Below are 13,898 nucleotides of genomic sequence, written 5' to 3' on the forward strand. Positions count from 1 at the left end.
TAGGGTTAAGACCGCGGCTGGGCGCCCCTGCGCTGAGGCCGGACAAGACACGGGCTAGCCAAATGATGGGTTTCTCGCGGCAGTATCGATCGGAGCCTGGTCGTATCGTCGAGGCCTTGGACAAGGCGCTGGCGATTATCGAGTTCGATCCTAAGGGAACCATCCTGGCCGCAAACGCCGTGTTCTGCCGGCTCATGGGCTATGAGCCTGCCGAGATCGTCGGCAAGCACCACAGCCTCTTTGTTGATCCCGAATTCGCCCGATCTCAGGCCTACAGAGACTTTTGGCTAAAACTTGGTCGTGGCGAGTTCGACAGCCAGGAATATTTGCGCCTCGGCAATCACGGCAAACAGGTCTGGATCCAGGCCTCCTACAATCCGGTCCGCAACGCCCGTGGTCAGGTGACAAGTATTGTCAAGGTGGCGACGGACACCACGGCGGCGCACCTGAAGCACGCGGCTTTCGAGGCCAAGATCGACGCGATTTCCCGCGTACAGGGCGTGATTGAATTCACGCCCGACGGCGAGATCAAGGACGCCAACGACAATTTCCTCGCACTCGTCGGTTACAAACTCTCCGACATCAAAGGCAAACATCACCGGTTGTTCGTTGACGACGCCTATGCTCAATCCGCCGCCTATCGCGAGCTCTGGGCAAAGCTGAATGCGGGTGAGTTCGTCTCCGGCGAGTTCAAGCGCCTGAGCCGCTCGGGACAGCCGGTCTGGATTCAGGCTTCTTACAACCCGATCTTCGACCTGAAGGGGAATGTCACCTCGGTCGTCAAGTTCGCCACGGACGTGACCGGTCGTGTTCGCGCTGTGTCCGAGGTGGCCGATGGGCTGGCGCAGCTCGCGGACAACAATCTCGTTCACCGGCTCACCCGGCCATTTGATCTCGCTTTCGAGGCGCTTCGAACTGACTACAACACCTCCCTGGACGGGCTGCAGGCCACCATGTCGCGGGTGGTCGCGGGGGCGAAGACGATCAACGTGGGCAATCAGGAGATCGCAGCCTCAACGGATGGGCTGTCGCGCCGAATTGAGCAGCAGGCGGCCAGTCTTGAGGAAACCGCCGCGGCGCTCGATCAAATCACCGCCACGGTGAAACAGACGGCCGAAGGCGCTTTCCAGGCGGCGGTCGCAGCGTCCGGCGCGCGAACAGGGACAGCGCTTTCAAGCACCGTCTTGCAAAGCGCCGCCGCCGTGATGAACGAGATCAGCGACAGCTCGAAGAAGATCACCCTGATCATCGGGGTCATGGACGAGATCGCGTTTCAGACCAACCTCCTCGCGCTGAACGCCGGCGTCGAAGCCGCTCGCGCCGGAGAGTCCGGCCGGGGCTTCGCCGTCGTGGCGCAGGAGGTGCGGGCTCTGGCCCAGCGCTCGGCGGTCGCCGCCCGCGAAATCAAGACCTTGATCGCCTCGAGTTCGGAGGAGGTGAAGCGGGGAGTTGAGCTGGTCGGCGAAACGGTCAGCGCCCTGGGCGGCGTCACGGAGAAGGTGGACCTTATCGATTCCCTGCTCTCGCAGATGGCGGTGGCCGCGCGCGAGCAGGCGACAGGCCTCGGCGAGGTCAATATCGCGGTGAACCACATGGACCAGATGACTCAACAGAACGCCGCCATGATCGAGCAGGCGACAAGCGCGGCTTCTCGGCTCAGGGCCGAGGCGGCCGAGTTGGCGGCGCTGATGGATCAGTTCCGTATCGGCCAGAGCGAACTGGCGCGGCTTGAAGGCGCAGGCGCTCCGCTTCGGCTCGCCGCTTCCGGCCGTTGAGCCGAGTCTTGGACAGGATCAGACAATGACGGCTCCATCTGAAGCCCAGAGACTGCAGCGCCTGCACGCCCTGGGCATACTCGACACGCCGGGCGACGACCTGTTTCGCGGCCTGGCGGAACAAGCCCTCGGCGTGGTTCCGGGAACCACCATCGCCGCCGTCAGTCTCGTGGACGCCGAGCGGCAATGGTTCAAGACGATTATCGGTCTGGGCGCCAAGGAGACATCGAGAGCCGTGTCCTTCTGTTCGCACACGATCGAAACCGAAGACTGCATGGTGGTGGAGGACGCGACGAAGGACGAGCGGTTCGCCAACAATCCCCTGGTGACCTCGGCTCCGGCCATCCGATTCTATGCGGGGATCAGGCTGGCGGGCGGCGTCGGGGCGCTTTGCGTCATTGGAACAAGCCCGCGGCGCATCAGGCCGGGCGAGATCGAAAAGTTGAGCAAGATCGCTCAATATGTCGACATCCAGCTTCTGTCCCATGGAGTCCTGGCTAACGTCATGGAACCCAAAGCATAAGCCATATAGGCGACGCCGAGTTTGCGACGCGCGCGCACAGCCGGGAGCTATGCCGGCCCGCCGAAGTTACCGGCTCGCTGAAGCCTTAATTCAACGGCTGCACAGCGTCGATCCCGGCCCTATGCCGGGTGCGCTGAATGTCCGGTTGCCGGAGATGCACCAACGTCAGCAACTGGCGCGACGCGGCCAAAGAGGCGCGCCCCGGCAATGGCCTGCGGTCATGCTTTCGACGCCGACCCAGCCCGCAATGTTTCGGGATGGCGGACGATTTGCTATGGAGGCGGTGTGCATGGAGGTCGTCATTGGCGAACAACTGGCCGCACGGCGAGCAGCCGCTCTCGCGCGGTGAGAAGCTGGTCATGGGCGCGGTGGGCGTCGCGTTGATCGGCGCTCTCGTCAGCGTCGTGCTGCTGGTCGTGCTGAGGCTTCTCGGGCCTGTGTCCTGGCCTGTTGGCTTGTCGGCGTGCGCGCTCGGCTTGGTAGTTGGAGCGCTGTGGGTTCGGCCTTGGGAGATCGAGGCGCCAAGCCGGCGACGCTGAAAGAAAGCGGGCCGGCCGCCGAGAGCCATCAGCGCCAGCCGGCCCAAGGCCCCACGGTGGGTGGTGGGGCGGGGACCTCAGTCCGGCGGCTTGGAACGGGTGATAATCCAGAGCCATCCGCATTGTGCACGCGTCGATTGCGCCAGGCGAGCGGGCGCGTCAGGATCGCCTCGTGATCGAGGGGGCATCATGGGTTTCTCGTTCAAGCGCCAGGTCCTGATTATGGCCGTGACGGCGCTACTTTCCGGAAGCGTTGCGGCATTGGACTATCGCGACGACCTAGACGCCGTTCCTTATCAGGTCCGCTTCGGCAGATTGCGCTAGCCACTCAGTCTTTGCTGCTGGCGCAAGAGGTGGAGAGCGAACGACTGATTGGGCCGAGCTATGATTTGGACCGCTTGACCGAGGATCTGCAATTCGTCGAGCGTGCTCTTGGACGCCCCCTCACTGACAAAGAGTACCGCGCGTTTTTGAGTGAGTTTCTAGCTGCGCGGATGGCGAGATCCGCCGGCGCAGTTGATCGACAGACCCGACCACAGTCGAACCCAGCGGCCCGAGAGGCCGCAGTTGCGGGAGGCGTCGTCGCGCCAAATAAAGTCTCGGCCGTCGCAGACACTTTGAAGAGTTCTAGGGAGCCACAAAAGCCCGAGTTTTGGGTGTCGTTGGCCGCATGCCTAATTGCGCTGGCGGGGCGATCTCGACAGGGTGGCTGGGGTGGCGAAAGGATCTGAGAGAGGTTCAAGAGCAGCGGAAAAGTTCAGTGGCTGGGCTTTCGGATACTCCCGTCGCTGATGCTAAGGAACGCGGCGTAGTTTAATGATGCTGAGCGTGTGACCGGCGCCCGGCGCTTCCGTCTCGCACCCCCTGCTTTCGGTCAAAGGGAAGGCGCTGGCATCGTTCACCCCACGAGGGGGAAGGGCCAGGGCCGCCACTTAACTGGACCCGCTCTACCGGTGTTGCCGGAAGTCCCGCTCAAGCTCCGCGCCGAACGGCTCGCTTAGACTGCGCCAGTGCAGCCGAAAGGCTCACCGTCCAAGACGTCTTCGAGTTCGATCTCGTGGTTCTCGCCGTACTCGGGAAACTGGGCGATCATTAGGTGCGCCGGCGAATGAAGGTTCTCGCGCAGCCAGGAGGCTGGACGGACGATCTCCGCGTTGGTCGAAGCAAACCTAGGCGCGCCGAGGTTCAGCGCGCTCGTCACGTCGATGAACTACATCGAGTTCGTATAGATGTGGAGAGGCGCCGGGATCGCAGGAGGGGCGCGGCGGATGCGCACAGGCGCCCAGTGGAGCGGTGCGGCGCCGCAGTCAACGGGTTACGGCCGCCGCTTCACCGGACGCCGGGCGCTCGCCGGCTCCCACCGATCGACAAGGCCGCGCAGCACATCCTTGGCTACGGCGACAGGGTCGCCCTTTCTCGGTAGTGTGGCCCGGTCAGAGCCGTAGGCGCCGAAGACCACGACTTCGCCGTCCCGGACGTCGTAGCAGGCGTTCCAGAGCATCCCGCGTTCAACGATCTTCACCGTCTTCGGCTCGGCCATGTGGTCGCAACACGATGAGGAGCGTGAACGATCCGACTCGCGTAGAGCGACGGCATGCCGCTCCTGATCATCGCCGCCGCCAGCATCATCGCCTGCACGGATCCGAGCGTGCATGACGGAGACACGATCCGGTGTGGTGCCGAGCGGGTCCGATTGTTCGGCGTCGACGCGCCTGAGGTCCTCCGCGGCCAGACGCCGGCGGAGCCCTTCGCCTATGACGCCCGAGACGAGCTGATCCGTCTGACGCGCGGCCGGGTGGGCTGCCGGTTCGTCGAACGCGACCGCTACGGCCGTTTCGTTGGCAAGTGCTGGTCGAGCGTCAGCTCTGACGTGAACGCGGCGGTGATCCGGTCGGGCTTTGCGACGGAGTACCGTCGCTACAGCAAGGGGCTCTACGCCAGGGCCGAGAGCGAGGCTAGATCGGCCGGTCATGGCGCCTGGGCCGGGCAAGCCCAGGCGCGCTGATCAGTACTAAACCGGCTTGGCGCCCGGCGTGCCGCACTTGGCGAACTTGCCCTTGGCGTCCTTGCACTTGGTCGGCTTGGCCGGGGCAGCGGCGGCCGGGCATTTGATGAACTTGCCCTTGGCGTCGCGGCAAGGTGCGGCGGCGAAGCTGGCGCCGGCGGCCGACATGGCGAACGCCAGAGTGGCGGCCAGTAGGAATGGTTGGGATAGATGTCGGCCTCGGTCGGCACGACATTGTCGTCGCCGGCCAGGACGACGGGGGCTCCGGTATTCAGAAGGCTCTGGGTGTGGGCCAGGAGCGCCTCGAACCAGGCCAGTTTGTAGTCGAACTTGGGGCCGGGCGCTGGATTGCCGTTGGGTAGGTAAAGGCAGCCGATCAGCACGCCGTCTACCGCCGCCTCGATGTAGCGCGATTGGCTCCTGTCGGGCTCGCCGGGCAGGGCGCTGCGCGTCAGGACCGGGGTCATGCCGCGCGCCAGGATCGCCACCCCGTTCCAGGCGCGTTGGCCCTTCCACACCGCGCCATAGCCCATCTGCCCCAGGGCTTCGGCTGGAAAGCGGCCCTGCTGCGCCTTGAGCTCCTGCAGGCAGACGACGTCGGGCTGGGTGTCATCGAGCCATTCGATCAGTGGGTCAAAGCGGCTGAGCACATTGTTGATGTTCAGGGTGGCGATGCGCAAGGGCGGACCTAGTCGGCCGCGCCGCGCGCCGATTTCAGCCGCAACGCCACGGCCTTACTGTCAGGTCCCACGGCGATGACCGCGTTACGCACCGCGTCGGTGTCAAAGCCCAAGCGCTCGGCCCATCGCGCGAGGGCGGCCTCGTCCTCCACATCGATTGGCCCAACCTGGCCTGGCTCGTCATAAGGCTGGCGGGTCATGGCGTCCTCCGGACAGCACAAGCGCCATCTCACCGACCGCGTTCCATGGGCCGATGCGTGGAACAGATTGGGCAGCCTGCGGATTCGCCTTTTCGAAGGAGGACTTACAGCCATGTCCAAACGCGAACTGATCGAGCCCAATCCTGGCGACAAACGCTATATCCGGCGCGACGACCAAGGCCGCATCACGGAGTCCGTCGACGTCGGCAAGTCGCTGGCCGCCGACCAGCGCCAGCACGCCAAGTACGACGCCGGCCGCGGCCAAGGCGACCGCGGCGACCGCCCAAAGCACTAGGCGCCGATGCCCTCGCGGTGATCAAGGCCTTCGCCTACGATGCGGCGAACCAAGTCCTGACCATCACCTTCGTGAGCGGGCGCGCCTATGCCTATAGCGCCGTGCCCGCCGACGTCGCCGAGGGGCTGCGCCTGGCCTTGGCCAAGGGTGAGTATTTCAACAAGGCTATTCGCGATCGCTTTGACGCCGAGGCCGTCGCAGGAACCCCTGGCCAGCCGCGATCGCTGTTCTAAGGTCCGCCTCTAGGGAGATTGGTGGATGGAAAGCCGGCCCGTGTTGCTCGCCCTCTAGCGCCCGCGGGCCGGCCGACCCCTGGCGCGCACGGGCGCCAGCCCCCACATCCTTGTCATGCCCAAACGCCATGCGGTCCTGACCGCGGACGCTTCGCACGCCGAGGCCGAACCGCTTCTGCGCGACGACGCGGTCCTCATCGATTTTGATGATGTCGCCCAGAGGCGCGAGCGCCTGGAGGCCTATGCCGAGGCGTCGCGGCCGGTCATCGTCTACGGCTTCGTGTTCCCCGCAGGGGCCAGGATCGAGGGGCTGGGCGCGGGCGCTGGTCCGCGCGACGCCCACGCCCAGCTAGAGCTGATTGTGGGCCTCACGGGTGGGAGCATCGCAAAAAGTCATGGCGGTTTGGCCGCCCGCATCCCGAGCATCTCGGCGGCCAGGTTCGAAAGCCTCGCCCGACCTCTGATCGAAGCCTTTCTGGTGTCGCTGGACCTGGGCCAAGCGGGGTGATCGGGTCTTAGCCGATCGGCTCGATGACGTGCTCGCGCAACTGGGCGCGGCTCAAATCGGGCCAGGCCCAATCGGTCAGGGCCGGCGCCTGGGGCGCGCCTTGCGGGCACCGCGCCAGAGGCGTGCGAGGCAAGCGCCGGTCGGCAGCCTCGCGGTTATTTTCAAGTTCTAATAGCGGCCGAACCGAGAGGCCCGGGCCAACTCGTAGAAGTTAGGATGATCCCGCGGCGCGGCCTTGGAAGCTCGCGATGGGCGGGAAATGCGCCGGGCGGCCTTCGATTCACGACGCTGCTCACAGATCGACCCCTCGGCCCTTATCCTCCGTCTGGTTTAACCCCTGCGCTGACCTAAGCCTGCGACGTGTCCTGCGGCTTGAGCCGTGTCACGGAGTTGGAGCATGACGAGGCCGTTTCCCGCAGTAATGACCCAGGGCATCGACGAACCCAGCCGGTTCGAAGGCGAGGTGTACGACCTCGAAGTGACTGACGGCGCGATTCCAGCGGAGATTGACGGGCTCCTCGTGCAGGCCGTGCCCGACCAGGCCTTTCCGCCTGAGGTCGACCACCTCTATCTGATGACCGTGGCTGCTGGCGGCGACGGCGCGGTCCGCGCCTTCCGGTTCAAGGATGGCCATGCCGATTTTCGCACGCGCTATGTCCGCACCGAACGTTTCGTCCTCGAGCGCCAGGCGCGCCGCTCCCTGTTCGGCAACTACCGCGACCCGTTCTCCGACGACCCCTCGGTGGCCGGCAAGAGCCGCACGACCGCCAACACCGCGCTCTTCTTCCATGCCGATCGGCTGTTCGCCTGCAAGGAGGATGGCCTGGCCTACGAGGTTGATCCAGGTACCCTCGAAACCCGAGGCGCTTGGACCGCGGAGGGTGGGATCACCAGCAAGACCTTCACCGCTCACCCGAAGACCGATCGTGAGCGGGGCAAACTGATTGGTTTCGGCTACGCCGCCAAGGGCGAGACCACGCGCGATATCGCCTACTATGTGATCGACGACGCCGGCAAGGTGGAGCACGAGGCCTGGCTGGAGGCGCCCGTCGGCGCCATGATCCATGACTGCGCCGCCACCGAGAACTACACGATCCTGCCGTTGATGCCGATCACCAGCGATTTGGAGCGTCTGCGCTCGGGCGGGCCGCACTTCATCTACGATCCCGACATGCCGCAGATTTTCGGAATTCTGCCGCGCTACGGCGACGCCGACACCGTTCGCTGGTTTCGTGGTCCGCCCGGCTTCACCGGCCACACGGTCAACGCCTTTGAAGACGAGGACGGCAAGATCGTCTTCGATGTCCTGGAAGCCGACGGCAATGGCTTTGCGCCGGTCATCACCGATCGGGCCGGTCAGGCGCCGCCCCCGGGAAGCGTATCGAGCGCCCTGGTGCGCTGGCGGATCGACTATAACGGCGCGTCCCTGACGCTGAGCGACCGGACGGTCCTGGCCACGGTGAACGGCGAGGGGCCCCATATCGACCCCAGGCGCGAGCTGCGCTCGCATCGTCACGTGTTCGTCCCGACCCTGGACCGCAGCAAGCTCGCCACCGACCAGAACGGTCGCCCGCAGCCGGTGATGTTCAACCAGCTCAGCCATTTCGATCTAGAAACCGGCGCGCGCGATAACTGGTACCCGGGTCCGGCCGCCACCTTTCAGGATCCGGTGTTTTTCCCCCGGTCGCAGGACGCGCCCGAGGGCGACGGCTTCTTGATTGCGCTGCTCAACCATCCCCTGGAAGGCCGCAGCGAACTGGTCGTGCTGGAGAGCTTGAGGCTGTCGGCCGGTCCGGTCGCCAGGATCAAGCTGCCCATGCGAATGCGGCTGGGAATTCATTCCACCTGGATCGACGGAACACAGGTTCCGGCCTGGTCCTGATGGCAAAAGAACAAGGTAGGAGGAGGAAACTCAGATGATAGAAGCCGTTAAAGCCAAGCCCGTGACCCTGAACAGGGACGAGGCCTGCGCGCTGGTCCTCAAGGTGATGGAGTTGCTCATCGATCCGGCCACGGCCGAGCAGGCCAGGCCGTACCTGACCGAAAGCTACATCCAGCACAATCCGGCCATCGCCTCCGGGGCGGACGCCATCATCGCCTTCACGCGCTCGCCCGAAGCCGAGCGCGCGCGAAATGAGATGCGCCCTGCGGCCGATCCGCCGCAGTTCGTGGTCGAGGGCGATCGCATCGTGATGATCCTGCCGCGCGATGTGCCCGATCCAGCCGATCCCTCCAAGACCTACCGGACCCACTGGTTCGACATGTGGCGCATCGAAGACGGCAAGCTGGCCGAGCACTGGGATGGCGCCCTAAAGCCCTGATCATGTTCGGGGTCGCTTGAGAACGACGGCAAAAAGCGCCGCAAATGAGGAAACGGAGAGGAAGATGATCGATTGGCGGCGATGGAGCGCGATGGCGGCGAGCGCCATATGCATGGCCGTCGGCATGTCGGCCGTGTTCATGGGCTCGTTCCCCGTTTTCCTCGAACCGGTTTCGCGAGACCTGGCCTGGGGGCGCGCGGTCCTGCCCCAGATCATCACCGTCATCTCCCTGTCCGCGGCGGTCCTGATGCCGCTGTGCGGAAGGCTCGTTGATCGGATCGGCGTGCGCATTCCGGTCGCCTTGGGCCTTATCCTGGTCGCGTCGGGCATGGGCCTGCTGTCGTTGATCCGCTCCAATGGCGCGGTGTTCTGGGTCGCCGCCCTGCTGCTCGGCGCGGGGGCCGCCCTTTCGGGGCCGCCGGCCTTTGTGGGCGTGGTGTCGTCCTGGTTCGACAAGAACAGGGCGCTGGCCTTGGGCTGCGTCCTGTCGATCGCGCCGATGTGCTCCCAGGCCGTCGTAGCCCCGCTCGCCCAGCATCTGATCGCCACGGTCGGCTGGCGAACGAGCTATCAGATGCTGGCGCTTGTCGTGTCCGTAGTCGGCGCGGCGACCGCGCTCCTCTTTTTGCGGCGCAATTCCGCCGGCGGTTCGGAGATGCCGGGGCCTCAACCGGTCGACGTGACAGCCGGCCAGGCCCTTAGGACTCGCACCTTCTGGCAACTGGCGATCGCCAGCGCCTTGGCCAGCGGCGCCTTGATCGGGTTCAGCGTTCATGTCGTCAGCTGGCTGACGGGCCGCAGCGTCGCGCCCGCGCAGGCGGCCTTGGTCCTGTCGGCGCTCTTCCTGTCGGGTGTCGCCGGCACCTTCCTGTCGAGCTATGTCGCCGATCGCTCGCGCAGCATTCGACCGATCCAAATCTTTTACGCTCTGCCGCTGGCGGGGCTTGGGCTGATGGCGGCGTCCAACGCCTTGCCGACCATGGTCCTGGGGGCTGCGCTGGTCGGGCTTGGCATGAGCGCCGTCACCGGCCTCGCGCCTTTCTTGGTCACCCGGTATTTCGGTCTTGGCGCGTCGGCCGAAATCTTCGGGATCGTGATGGCCATGTCGATGGCCTCGATCGGCCTGGCGCCGCTGCTGATCGGCCTTGGGTTCGACCGCACGGGCGGTTACGTCTTGCCCCTTGCGCTCACGGCCTTGGCCGTAGTGATCGCGACCATCGCCATAGGCCTGCTGCCGCGGGCCAACGCTCCGGCCCGCCCCGCCCACGATGATCACGGCCTGTCGATCGTCGCGGAACGCGTGTCATGAAGACGACGGCGCCCACCCCTTGCGCAGGCGCGTCCGACGAAGCGGGCCAGACCTTGGCGGAGCTCGTGCGAAGCGTCACCGGCGGCCAGCTGCGCAGCAAGCGGCCTTTCTTGATCGCAGACGATCTGGAGACCCAGTTCCTGCGCGCCGGCTGGCCCGCGGGCCAGTCCTTCGGCGGCGAGGCCGCCCTCGCCGAGCGATACGATGTGGGCCGCGATGTTCTGCGAGAGGTCGTGCGCGTGCTGGAAGGTCGACGGCACGCCCGCATGCGGCGTGGGCCCCAAGGTGGTCTCGAAGTCATCCGCCCCGACCTGGAAGACCTTTGCGGCCGCCTCAACGGCTATGCCTATGTCTCCGAACTCGATCGTGTCAGCGTCCTTGAAACCTGGACGATCCTGATGGCGGTCGCGGTGCGGCTGCTGTTCTCGTCAGCGCAAACGCCCGTTGCGGCCAGGGACCGGCTGGTCGCGCTCTTCGCGCGGCCGGACCTTAGTCTGCGCGGGCTGGGAACCGACCTGATCGCCGCGAGCGCCAGTCCTCTGCTGGCCGAGCTGGGCGCCTGCGTCGCCAGCCTGCTACCGCGCTCGGCGAACACTGCGCTCGAGGCGGAATGGTGCGGGGCGCCCTGGCGACGCATCGCTTTCGGCCTCGATGCCGCGGCCTGGCTTGATTGGATCCACCAGGTCCAACTGCCCTGGACCCAAGCCCAGGTGGGCGAGGCGTCGGACGAGCGTCATGTCGATCCGCCCAGCGCGCCTCCAGACCAAAGTTTCAAAGCTCAGGCGATGCAGGTGGTTCACAGCCTGATGTCGACCACGCCGCCCCACGTCTGGAACCGTGGCCACCTGATCGGCAACGAATTCGACCTGGCCGATCGGTTCGGCGTCGACAAAAGCATCATTCGCCAGGCCATCCGCCTGATGGAGGACGCCGAAACCGCCGTGGCGCTGCCGGGAAGGGGCAGGGGCCTTGTGACCCGCTTGCCCAGCACCGCGCCGCTCAGCCGGCTCTTCTGCGCCTATTTCGTGGCCCACGGCCTGGATGAAGCAGACGGCGAGCGGGTCTTTGGCGCCCTGCGCATTGAATGCGCCGGTCTGGCCGCCGATCGCGCCGATCTCGATGACCGGATCGCGCTCTTGCAACTGCGTGAAGACCTGGGCGACTTGCAGGGGCCTTTGCCGGTGGCGGTGCTCCAAAGCTTCGAGCGTTTCCAGCAGCATGCCGCGCACAACATTCTCCTTGGCCTCTGCATCGACAGCGTCAAGGCGTTCATGACCTGGCGCATGGATCGCCAGCTTGTCGCGCCTGAAGCCGTGACCCGCCTTTACCGCATGCACACTCAGCGGGTGGTTCGGGCGATCTGCGCTCAGGACAGGGCTGGCGCGATGGTCGCCGAGCAAGCCAAGCTCGAAGGCCTGGCGCGAGCGCGCAAGGCGAGCCTCGGCTCCTAGAAACACAACGCGAGAACGCAGGGGCGACAATGACGTCGGACGTCGCGGCTTGGCCAGGATCGCCTCACTCATTGACTGAAGCGAGGGCTTGCGGTCGTCGGTGGCAGCGGCCTGCAACGGGGGCGGTCCGAATAGACAGCTCACGCTCGGACTGACGGCCGGTCGAAAACGCCCAGGCGGAGATTGGAAACGGTCGTCGCGAGCGGTGTTTCTGAGATTGAAGGTCTGACCCGGCTTGTCGATCGTCTCTACCTCTTGCGGTGCGAGATCCTCGCGGTCACGCACCGCCTGCTTCAGCTCAAGTCGAACAGTCGAGCTCAACTGGTGACGAACGAGATGTGTTTGTGCTCGATGAAGTCTTCCAGCACCGCCAGGCCGCGCATGCGCCCCAGACCGCTCTGCTTGAACCCGCCCTCCTCGAACTGATCCGAGAGCGCCGCCCAGCCATTGATCCACACCGTGCCGGCGTCAAGCGCCCTGGCCATACGGACCTGGCGATCCAGATCGCGTGACCATACGCTGGCGGCCAAGCCATATTCGGTGCCATTGGCTAGCGCGACGGCCTGGGCTTCGGTGTCGAAAACCTGCATCGCCAGCACCGGACCGAAGACTTCCTGCTGAACGATGTCAGCCTGGTTATCCGTCACTTCCAGCAGCGTGGGGCGATAGAATGCGCCCTTGGCCAATTCGCCGTCCGTGACCGGACCGCCCCGGACAATCGCCTTCGCGCCGGCGGCGATCGCGGCCTCGACCATGCGGTCGACCCGCTCGACATTGGCCTTGTCGATCAGTGGGCCCATCTCGGATGCAGGGTCGGAGGCCGGACCAACGCGGACGGTCGACAGCGCCTCGCCCAGCGCCTGAGCAACCTTGGCGGCGACGCCGCGCTGCACCAAGAGGCGGCTGCCGGTCATGCAGAATTGACCGGAGAACACCGTCAACGCCGCCACGGCGGTGGGCGTCACCGCATCCAGATTGGCGTCGTCGAACACGATCAGCGGCGTTTTCCCGCCCAACTCCAGTCCCAGGCGCTTGACCCGTGGCGCAGCATTGGCGGCGATGGCCCGGCCCGTGGCGGTGCTGCCGGTGAAGCTGATCGTGGGCACTTGCGGTGATGCGACGATCGCTTCGCCCGCCTGCTGGCCTCCGGTGATGAGGTTCACCACACCCGCAGGAAGACCCTTGGTGGCGGCGATGATCTGGGCGATCAGGTGGTTGAGCTGAGCGGTCTGTCGCGGCAGCATGATCACCGCTGTGCATCCGGCAGCCAGAGCCGGCGCGAGGGAACGGGTCACCAGGGCGCACGGGGAGTTCCACGGCGCGATGATGCCGGCGACGCCCACGGGCTGCTTCAGAGTCAGCGATATCTGCCCCGGCGCGCGTTCCGCCGCGCGGCCAGCCTCCGTTAGCGCCAGCGCGGCGTTATAGCGAAGGGTCTGCGGCGCGATGCCGATCTCGATCTGAGCATGGAGGTTCACTTTTCCATTTTCGAGCCCGGTCAGCGCCACCAGTTCGTCGAACCGAGCTTCGAATGCGTCGGCCATCGCGTTGAGGACGCTGGCCCGAAGGCGATGATCGTCCTTCCAGCCAGTGTCGGTGAACGCCCCGCCGGCGGCCGCGATCGCAAGGCCCGCTTCGGCCGCTCCCGCAAGACTATACGTACCGATGACGTCTCCGGTGGCCGGATCGAAGCTTTCGCCTGGCTCGCCGGCTTCTATCCATTCGCCACCGATCAGGTGCAATGCCTTCCTGTCATTTCGCGCCATGTAAGTCTCCCGCCCGATCGGGCAACGGCTCTCGATGCCGGCCATTGCTCTTTGTTGATCTGCTGGTGACACAGGACCCGAAGGCGCACGCCTAAACTAGACGTAGGAAAACCCGATCGGGCGGTCGACACTGACCGCCCGCGCCCCAAGCCCAAGGGACGCGGAGGCGCGGCGTTGCTCAACGCGCCAAAGCTGACGCCGTGGGGCGATGGATCCGCAGCGTTTCGCGACCCTAGACGGCGCGGGTCAACCTCTTCACCCCGTTGTCGAGCGCGGCAAGACCGCGCGCCGAA

18 protein-coding genes are annotated in these 13,898 nt (G+C 65.5%); 12 read left to right on the top strand and 6 right to left on the bottom strand.

Features of this window, described 5'->3' with window-relative positions:
* Nucleotides 1-62 precede the first annotated feature (62 nt).
* The 4 genes from CSEG_RS08590 (at nt 63) to CSEG_RS23535 (ending at nt 3,161) form a co-directional block, all read left to right on the top strand.
* The gene (locus tag CSEG_RS08590; RefSeq protein WP_013078845.1) at nt 63-1,775 is read left to right on the top strand and encodes a methyl-accepting chemotaxis protein; all 1,713 of its coding nucleotides are present in this window, start codon (nt 63-65) and stop codon (nt 1,773-1,775) included.
* 25 nt (nt 1,776-1,800) lie between these two features.
* Nucleotides 1,801-2,298 carry a GAF domain-containing protein gene (locus tag CSEG_RS08595; protein WP_013078846.1) on the top strand — a complete coding sequence of 166 codons (498 nt, stop codon included), beginning with the start codon at nt 1,801-1,803 and terminating at the stop codon, nt 2,296-2,298.
* 302 nt (nt 2,299-2,600) lie between these two features.
* Nucleotides 2,601-2,837 (top strand): hypothetical protein, encoded by a 237-nt coding sequence (locus tag CSEG_RS08600; RefSeq protein WP_041538246.1) that lies wholly within the window; start codon nt 2,601-2,603, stop codon nt 2,835-2,837.
* 189 nt (nt 2,838-3,026) lie between these two features.
* Nucleotides 3,027-3,161 carry a hypothetical protein gene (locus CSEG_RS23535; protein ID WP_013078847.1) on the top strand — a complete coding sequence of 45 codons (135 nt, stop codon included), beginning with the start codon at nt 3,027-3,029 and terminating at the stop codon, nt 3,159-3,161.
* A 673-nt stretch (nt 3,162-3,834) separates the two neighbouring features.
* On the opposite strand, the gene CSEG_RS22865 is transcribed toward CSEG_RS23535, so the two are convergent.
* Both CSEG_RS22865 and CSEG_RS08605 read right to left on the bottom strand, forming a co-directional pair.
* On the bottom strand, nt 3,835-4,038 hold the full coding sequence (locus CSEG_RS22865) for a hypothetical protein (protein ID WP_167535120.1): 204 nt from the start codon (nt 4,036-4,038) through the stop codon (nt 3,835-3,837).
* 114 nt (nt 4,039-4,152) lie between these two features.
* Nucleotides 4,153-4,377, bottom strand: a complete 225-nt coding sequence (locus tag CSEG_RS08605) for a hypothetical protein (RefSeq protein WP_013078848.1) — start codon at nt 4,375-4,377, stop codon at nt 4,153-4,155.
* A gap of 54 nt (nt 4,378-4,431) precedes the next feature.
* Between CSEG_RS08605 and CSEG_RS08610 the strand changes: the two genes are divergently transcribed.
* Complete coding sequence (locus CSEG_RS08610; RefSeq protein ID WP_013078849.1) at nt 4,432-4,842, top strand: thermonuclease family protein; 411 nt, start codon at nt 4,432-4,434, stop codon at nt 4,840-4,842.
* On the opposite strand, the gene CSEG_RS21975 is transcribed toward CSEG_RS08610, so the two are convergent.
* The gene (locus CSEG_RS21975) at nt 4,806-5,522 is read right to left on the bottom strand and encodes an exodeoxyribonuclease III (RefSeq protein WP_083778366.1); all 717 of its coding nucleotides are present in this window, start codon (nt 5,520-5,522) and stop codon (nt 4,806-4,808) included. The genes CSEG_RS08610 and CSEG_RS21975 overlap by 37 nt on opposite strands.
* An 8-nt stretch (nt 5,523-5,530) precedes the next feature.
* Nucleotides 5,531-5,722 carry a DUF3606 domain-containing protein gene (locus CSEG_RS08620; protein ID WP_013078851.1) on the bottom strand — a complete coding sequence of 64 codons (192 nt, stop codon included), beginning with the start codon at nt 5,720-5,722 and terminating at the stop codon, nt 5,531-5,533.
* A gap of 112 nt (nt 5,723-5,834) precedes the next feature.
* Here CSEG_RS08620 and CSEG_RS08625 point away from each other — a divergent pair, with 112 nt between their 5' ends.
* The 3 genes from CSEG_RS08625 (at nt 5,835) to CSEG_RS08635 (ending at nt 6,758) form a co-directional block, all read left to right on the top strand.
* Nucleotides 5,835-6,017, top strand: a complete 183-nt coding sequence (locus tag CSEG_RS08625; protein ID WP_013078852.1) for a hypothetical protein — start codon at nt 5,835-5,837, stop codon at nt 6,015-6,017.
* A gap of 17 nt (nt 6,018-6,034) precedes the next feature.
* Nucleotides 6,035-6,250: a KTSC domain-containing protein gene (locus tag CSEG_RS08630; RefSeq protein WP_018062445.1), complete on the top strand. Its 216-nt coding sequence runs from the start codon at nt 6,035-6,037 to the stop codon at nt 6,248-6,250.
* 115 nt (nt 6,251-6,365) lie between these two features.
* Nucleotides 6,366-6,758, top strand: coding sequence for a hypothetical protein (locus CSEG_RS08635; RefSeq protein WP_013078853.1), 393 nt, complete (start codon nt 6,366-6,368; stop codon nt 6,756-6,758).
* A gap of 7 nt (nt 6,759-6,765) precedes the next feature.
* On the opposite strand, the gene CSEG_RS23540 is transcribed toward CSEG_RS08635, so the two are convergent.
* The gene (locus tag CSEG_RS23540; protein WP_018062443.1) at nt 6,766-6,891 is read right to left on the bottom strand and encodes a hypothetical protein; all 126 of its coding nucleotides are present in this window, start codon (nt 6,889-6,891) and stop codon (nt 6,766-6,768) included.
* Nucleotides 6,892-7,155: 264 nt separating this feature from the next.
* Between CSEG_RS23540 and CSEG_RS08640 the strand changes: the two genes are divergently transcribed.
* From CSEG_RS08640 to CSEG_RS08655, 4 genes are all read left to right on the top strand, one after another.
* Nucleotides 7,156-8,640 carry a carotenoid oxygenase family protein gene (locus tag CSEG_RS08640; protein WP_013078854.1) on the top strand — a complete coding sequence of 495 codons (1,485 nt, stop codon included), beginning with the start codon at nt 7,156-7,158 and terminating at the stop codon, nt 8,638-8,640.
* A gap of 34 nt (nt 8,641-8,674) precedes the next feature.
* Nucleotides 8,675-9,079: a nuclear transport factor 2 family protein gene (locus CSEG_RS08645; RefSeq protein WP_013078855.1), complete on the top strand. Its 405-nt coding sequence runs from the start codon at nt 8,675-8,677 to the stop codon at nt 9,077-9,079.
* A gap of 64 nt (nt 9,080-9,143) precedes the next feature.
* Nucleotides 9,144-10,388, top strand: a complete 1,245-nt coding sequence (locus CSEG_RS08650; RefSeq protein WP_013078856.1) for an MFS transporter — start codon at nt 9,144-9,146, stop codon at nt 10,386-10,388.
* Nucleotides 10,385-11,839, top strand: coding sequence for a GntR family transcriptional regulator (locus CSEG_RS08655; RefSeq protein ID WP_013078857.1), 1,455 nt, complete (start codon nt 10,385-10,387; stop codon nt 11,837-11,839). The genes CSEG_RS08650 and CSEG_RS08655 overlap by 4 nt, the downstream gene beginning before the upstream one ends.
* Nucleotides 11,840-12,156: 317 nt before the next feature.
* Here CSEG_RS08655 and CSEG_RS08660 read toward each other — a convergent pair whose 3' ends face one another.
* On the bottom strand, nt 12,157-13,650 hold the full coding sequence (locus CSEG_RS08660; protein WP_106907122.1) for an aldehyde dehydrogenase family protein: 1,494 nt from the start codon (nt 13,648-13,650) through the stop codon (nt 12,157-12,159).
* Nucleotides 13,651-13,898 lie beyond the last annotated feature (248 nt).

This window comes from Caulobacter segnis ATCC 21756, from assembly GCF_000092285.1.
In the GTDB taxonomy this organism is placed as follows: Bacteria; Pseudomonadota; Alphaproteobacteria; order Caulobacterales; family Caulobacteraceae; genus Caulobacter; species Caulobacter segnis.

Coding starts and splice junctions, on each gene's coding strand:
- CSEG_RS08590 (WP_013078845.1), top strand. CDS start 63: ATGATGGGTTTCTCGCGGCAGTATCGATCGGAGCCTGGTCGTATCGTC.
- CSEG_RS08595 (WP_013078846.1), top strand. CDS start 1,801: ATGACGGCTCCATCTGAAGCCCAGAGACTGCAGCGCCTGCACGCCCTG.
- CSEG_RS23535 (WP_013078847.1), top strand. CDS start 3,027: ATGGGTTTCTCGTTCAAGCGCCAGGTCCTGATTATGGCCGTGACGGCG.
- CSEG_RS08605 (WP_013078848.1), bottom strand. CDS start 4,377: ATGGCCGAGCCGAAGACGGTGAAGATCGTTGAACGCGGGATGCTCTGG.
- CSEG_RS08610 (WP_013078849.1), top strand. CDS start 4,432: ATGCCGCTCCTGATCATCGCCGCCGCCAGCATCATCGCCTGCACGGAT.
- CSEG_RS08620 (WP_013078851.1), bottom strand. CDS start 5,722: ATGACCCGCCAGCCTTATGACGAGCCAGGCCAGGTTGGGCCAATCGAT.
- CSEG_RS08625 (WP_013078852.1), top strand. CDS start 5,835: ATGTCCAAACGCGAACTGATCGAGCCCAATCCTGGCGACAAACGCTAT.
- CSEG_RS08635 (WP_013078853.1), top strand. CDS start 6,366: ATGCCCAAACGCCATGCGGTCCTGACCGCGGACGCTTCGCACGCCGAG.
- CSEG_RS08640 (WP_013078854.1), top strand. CDS start 7,156: ATGACGAGGCCGTTTCCCGCAGTAATGACCCAGGGCATCGACGAACCC.
- CSEG_RS08645 (WP_013078855.1), top strand. CDS start 8,675: ATGATAGAAGCCGTTAAAGCCAAGCCCGTGACCCTGAACAGGGACGAG.
- CSEG_RS08650 (WP_013078856.1), top strand. CDS start 9,144: ATGATCGATTGGCGGCGATGGAGCGCGATGGCGGCGAGCGCCATATGC.
- CSEG_RS08655 (WP_013078857.1), top strand. CDS start 10,385: ATGAAGACGACGGCGCCCACCCCTTGCGCAGGCGCGTCCGACGAAGCG.
- CSEG_RS08660 (WP_106907122.1), bottom strand. CDS start 13,650: ATGGCCGGCATCGAGAGCCGTTGCCCGATCGGGCGGGAGACTTACATG.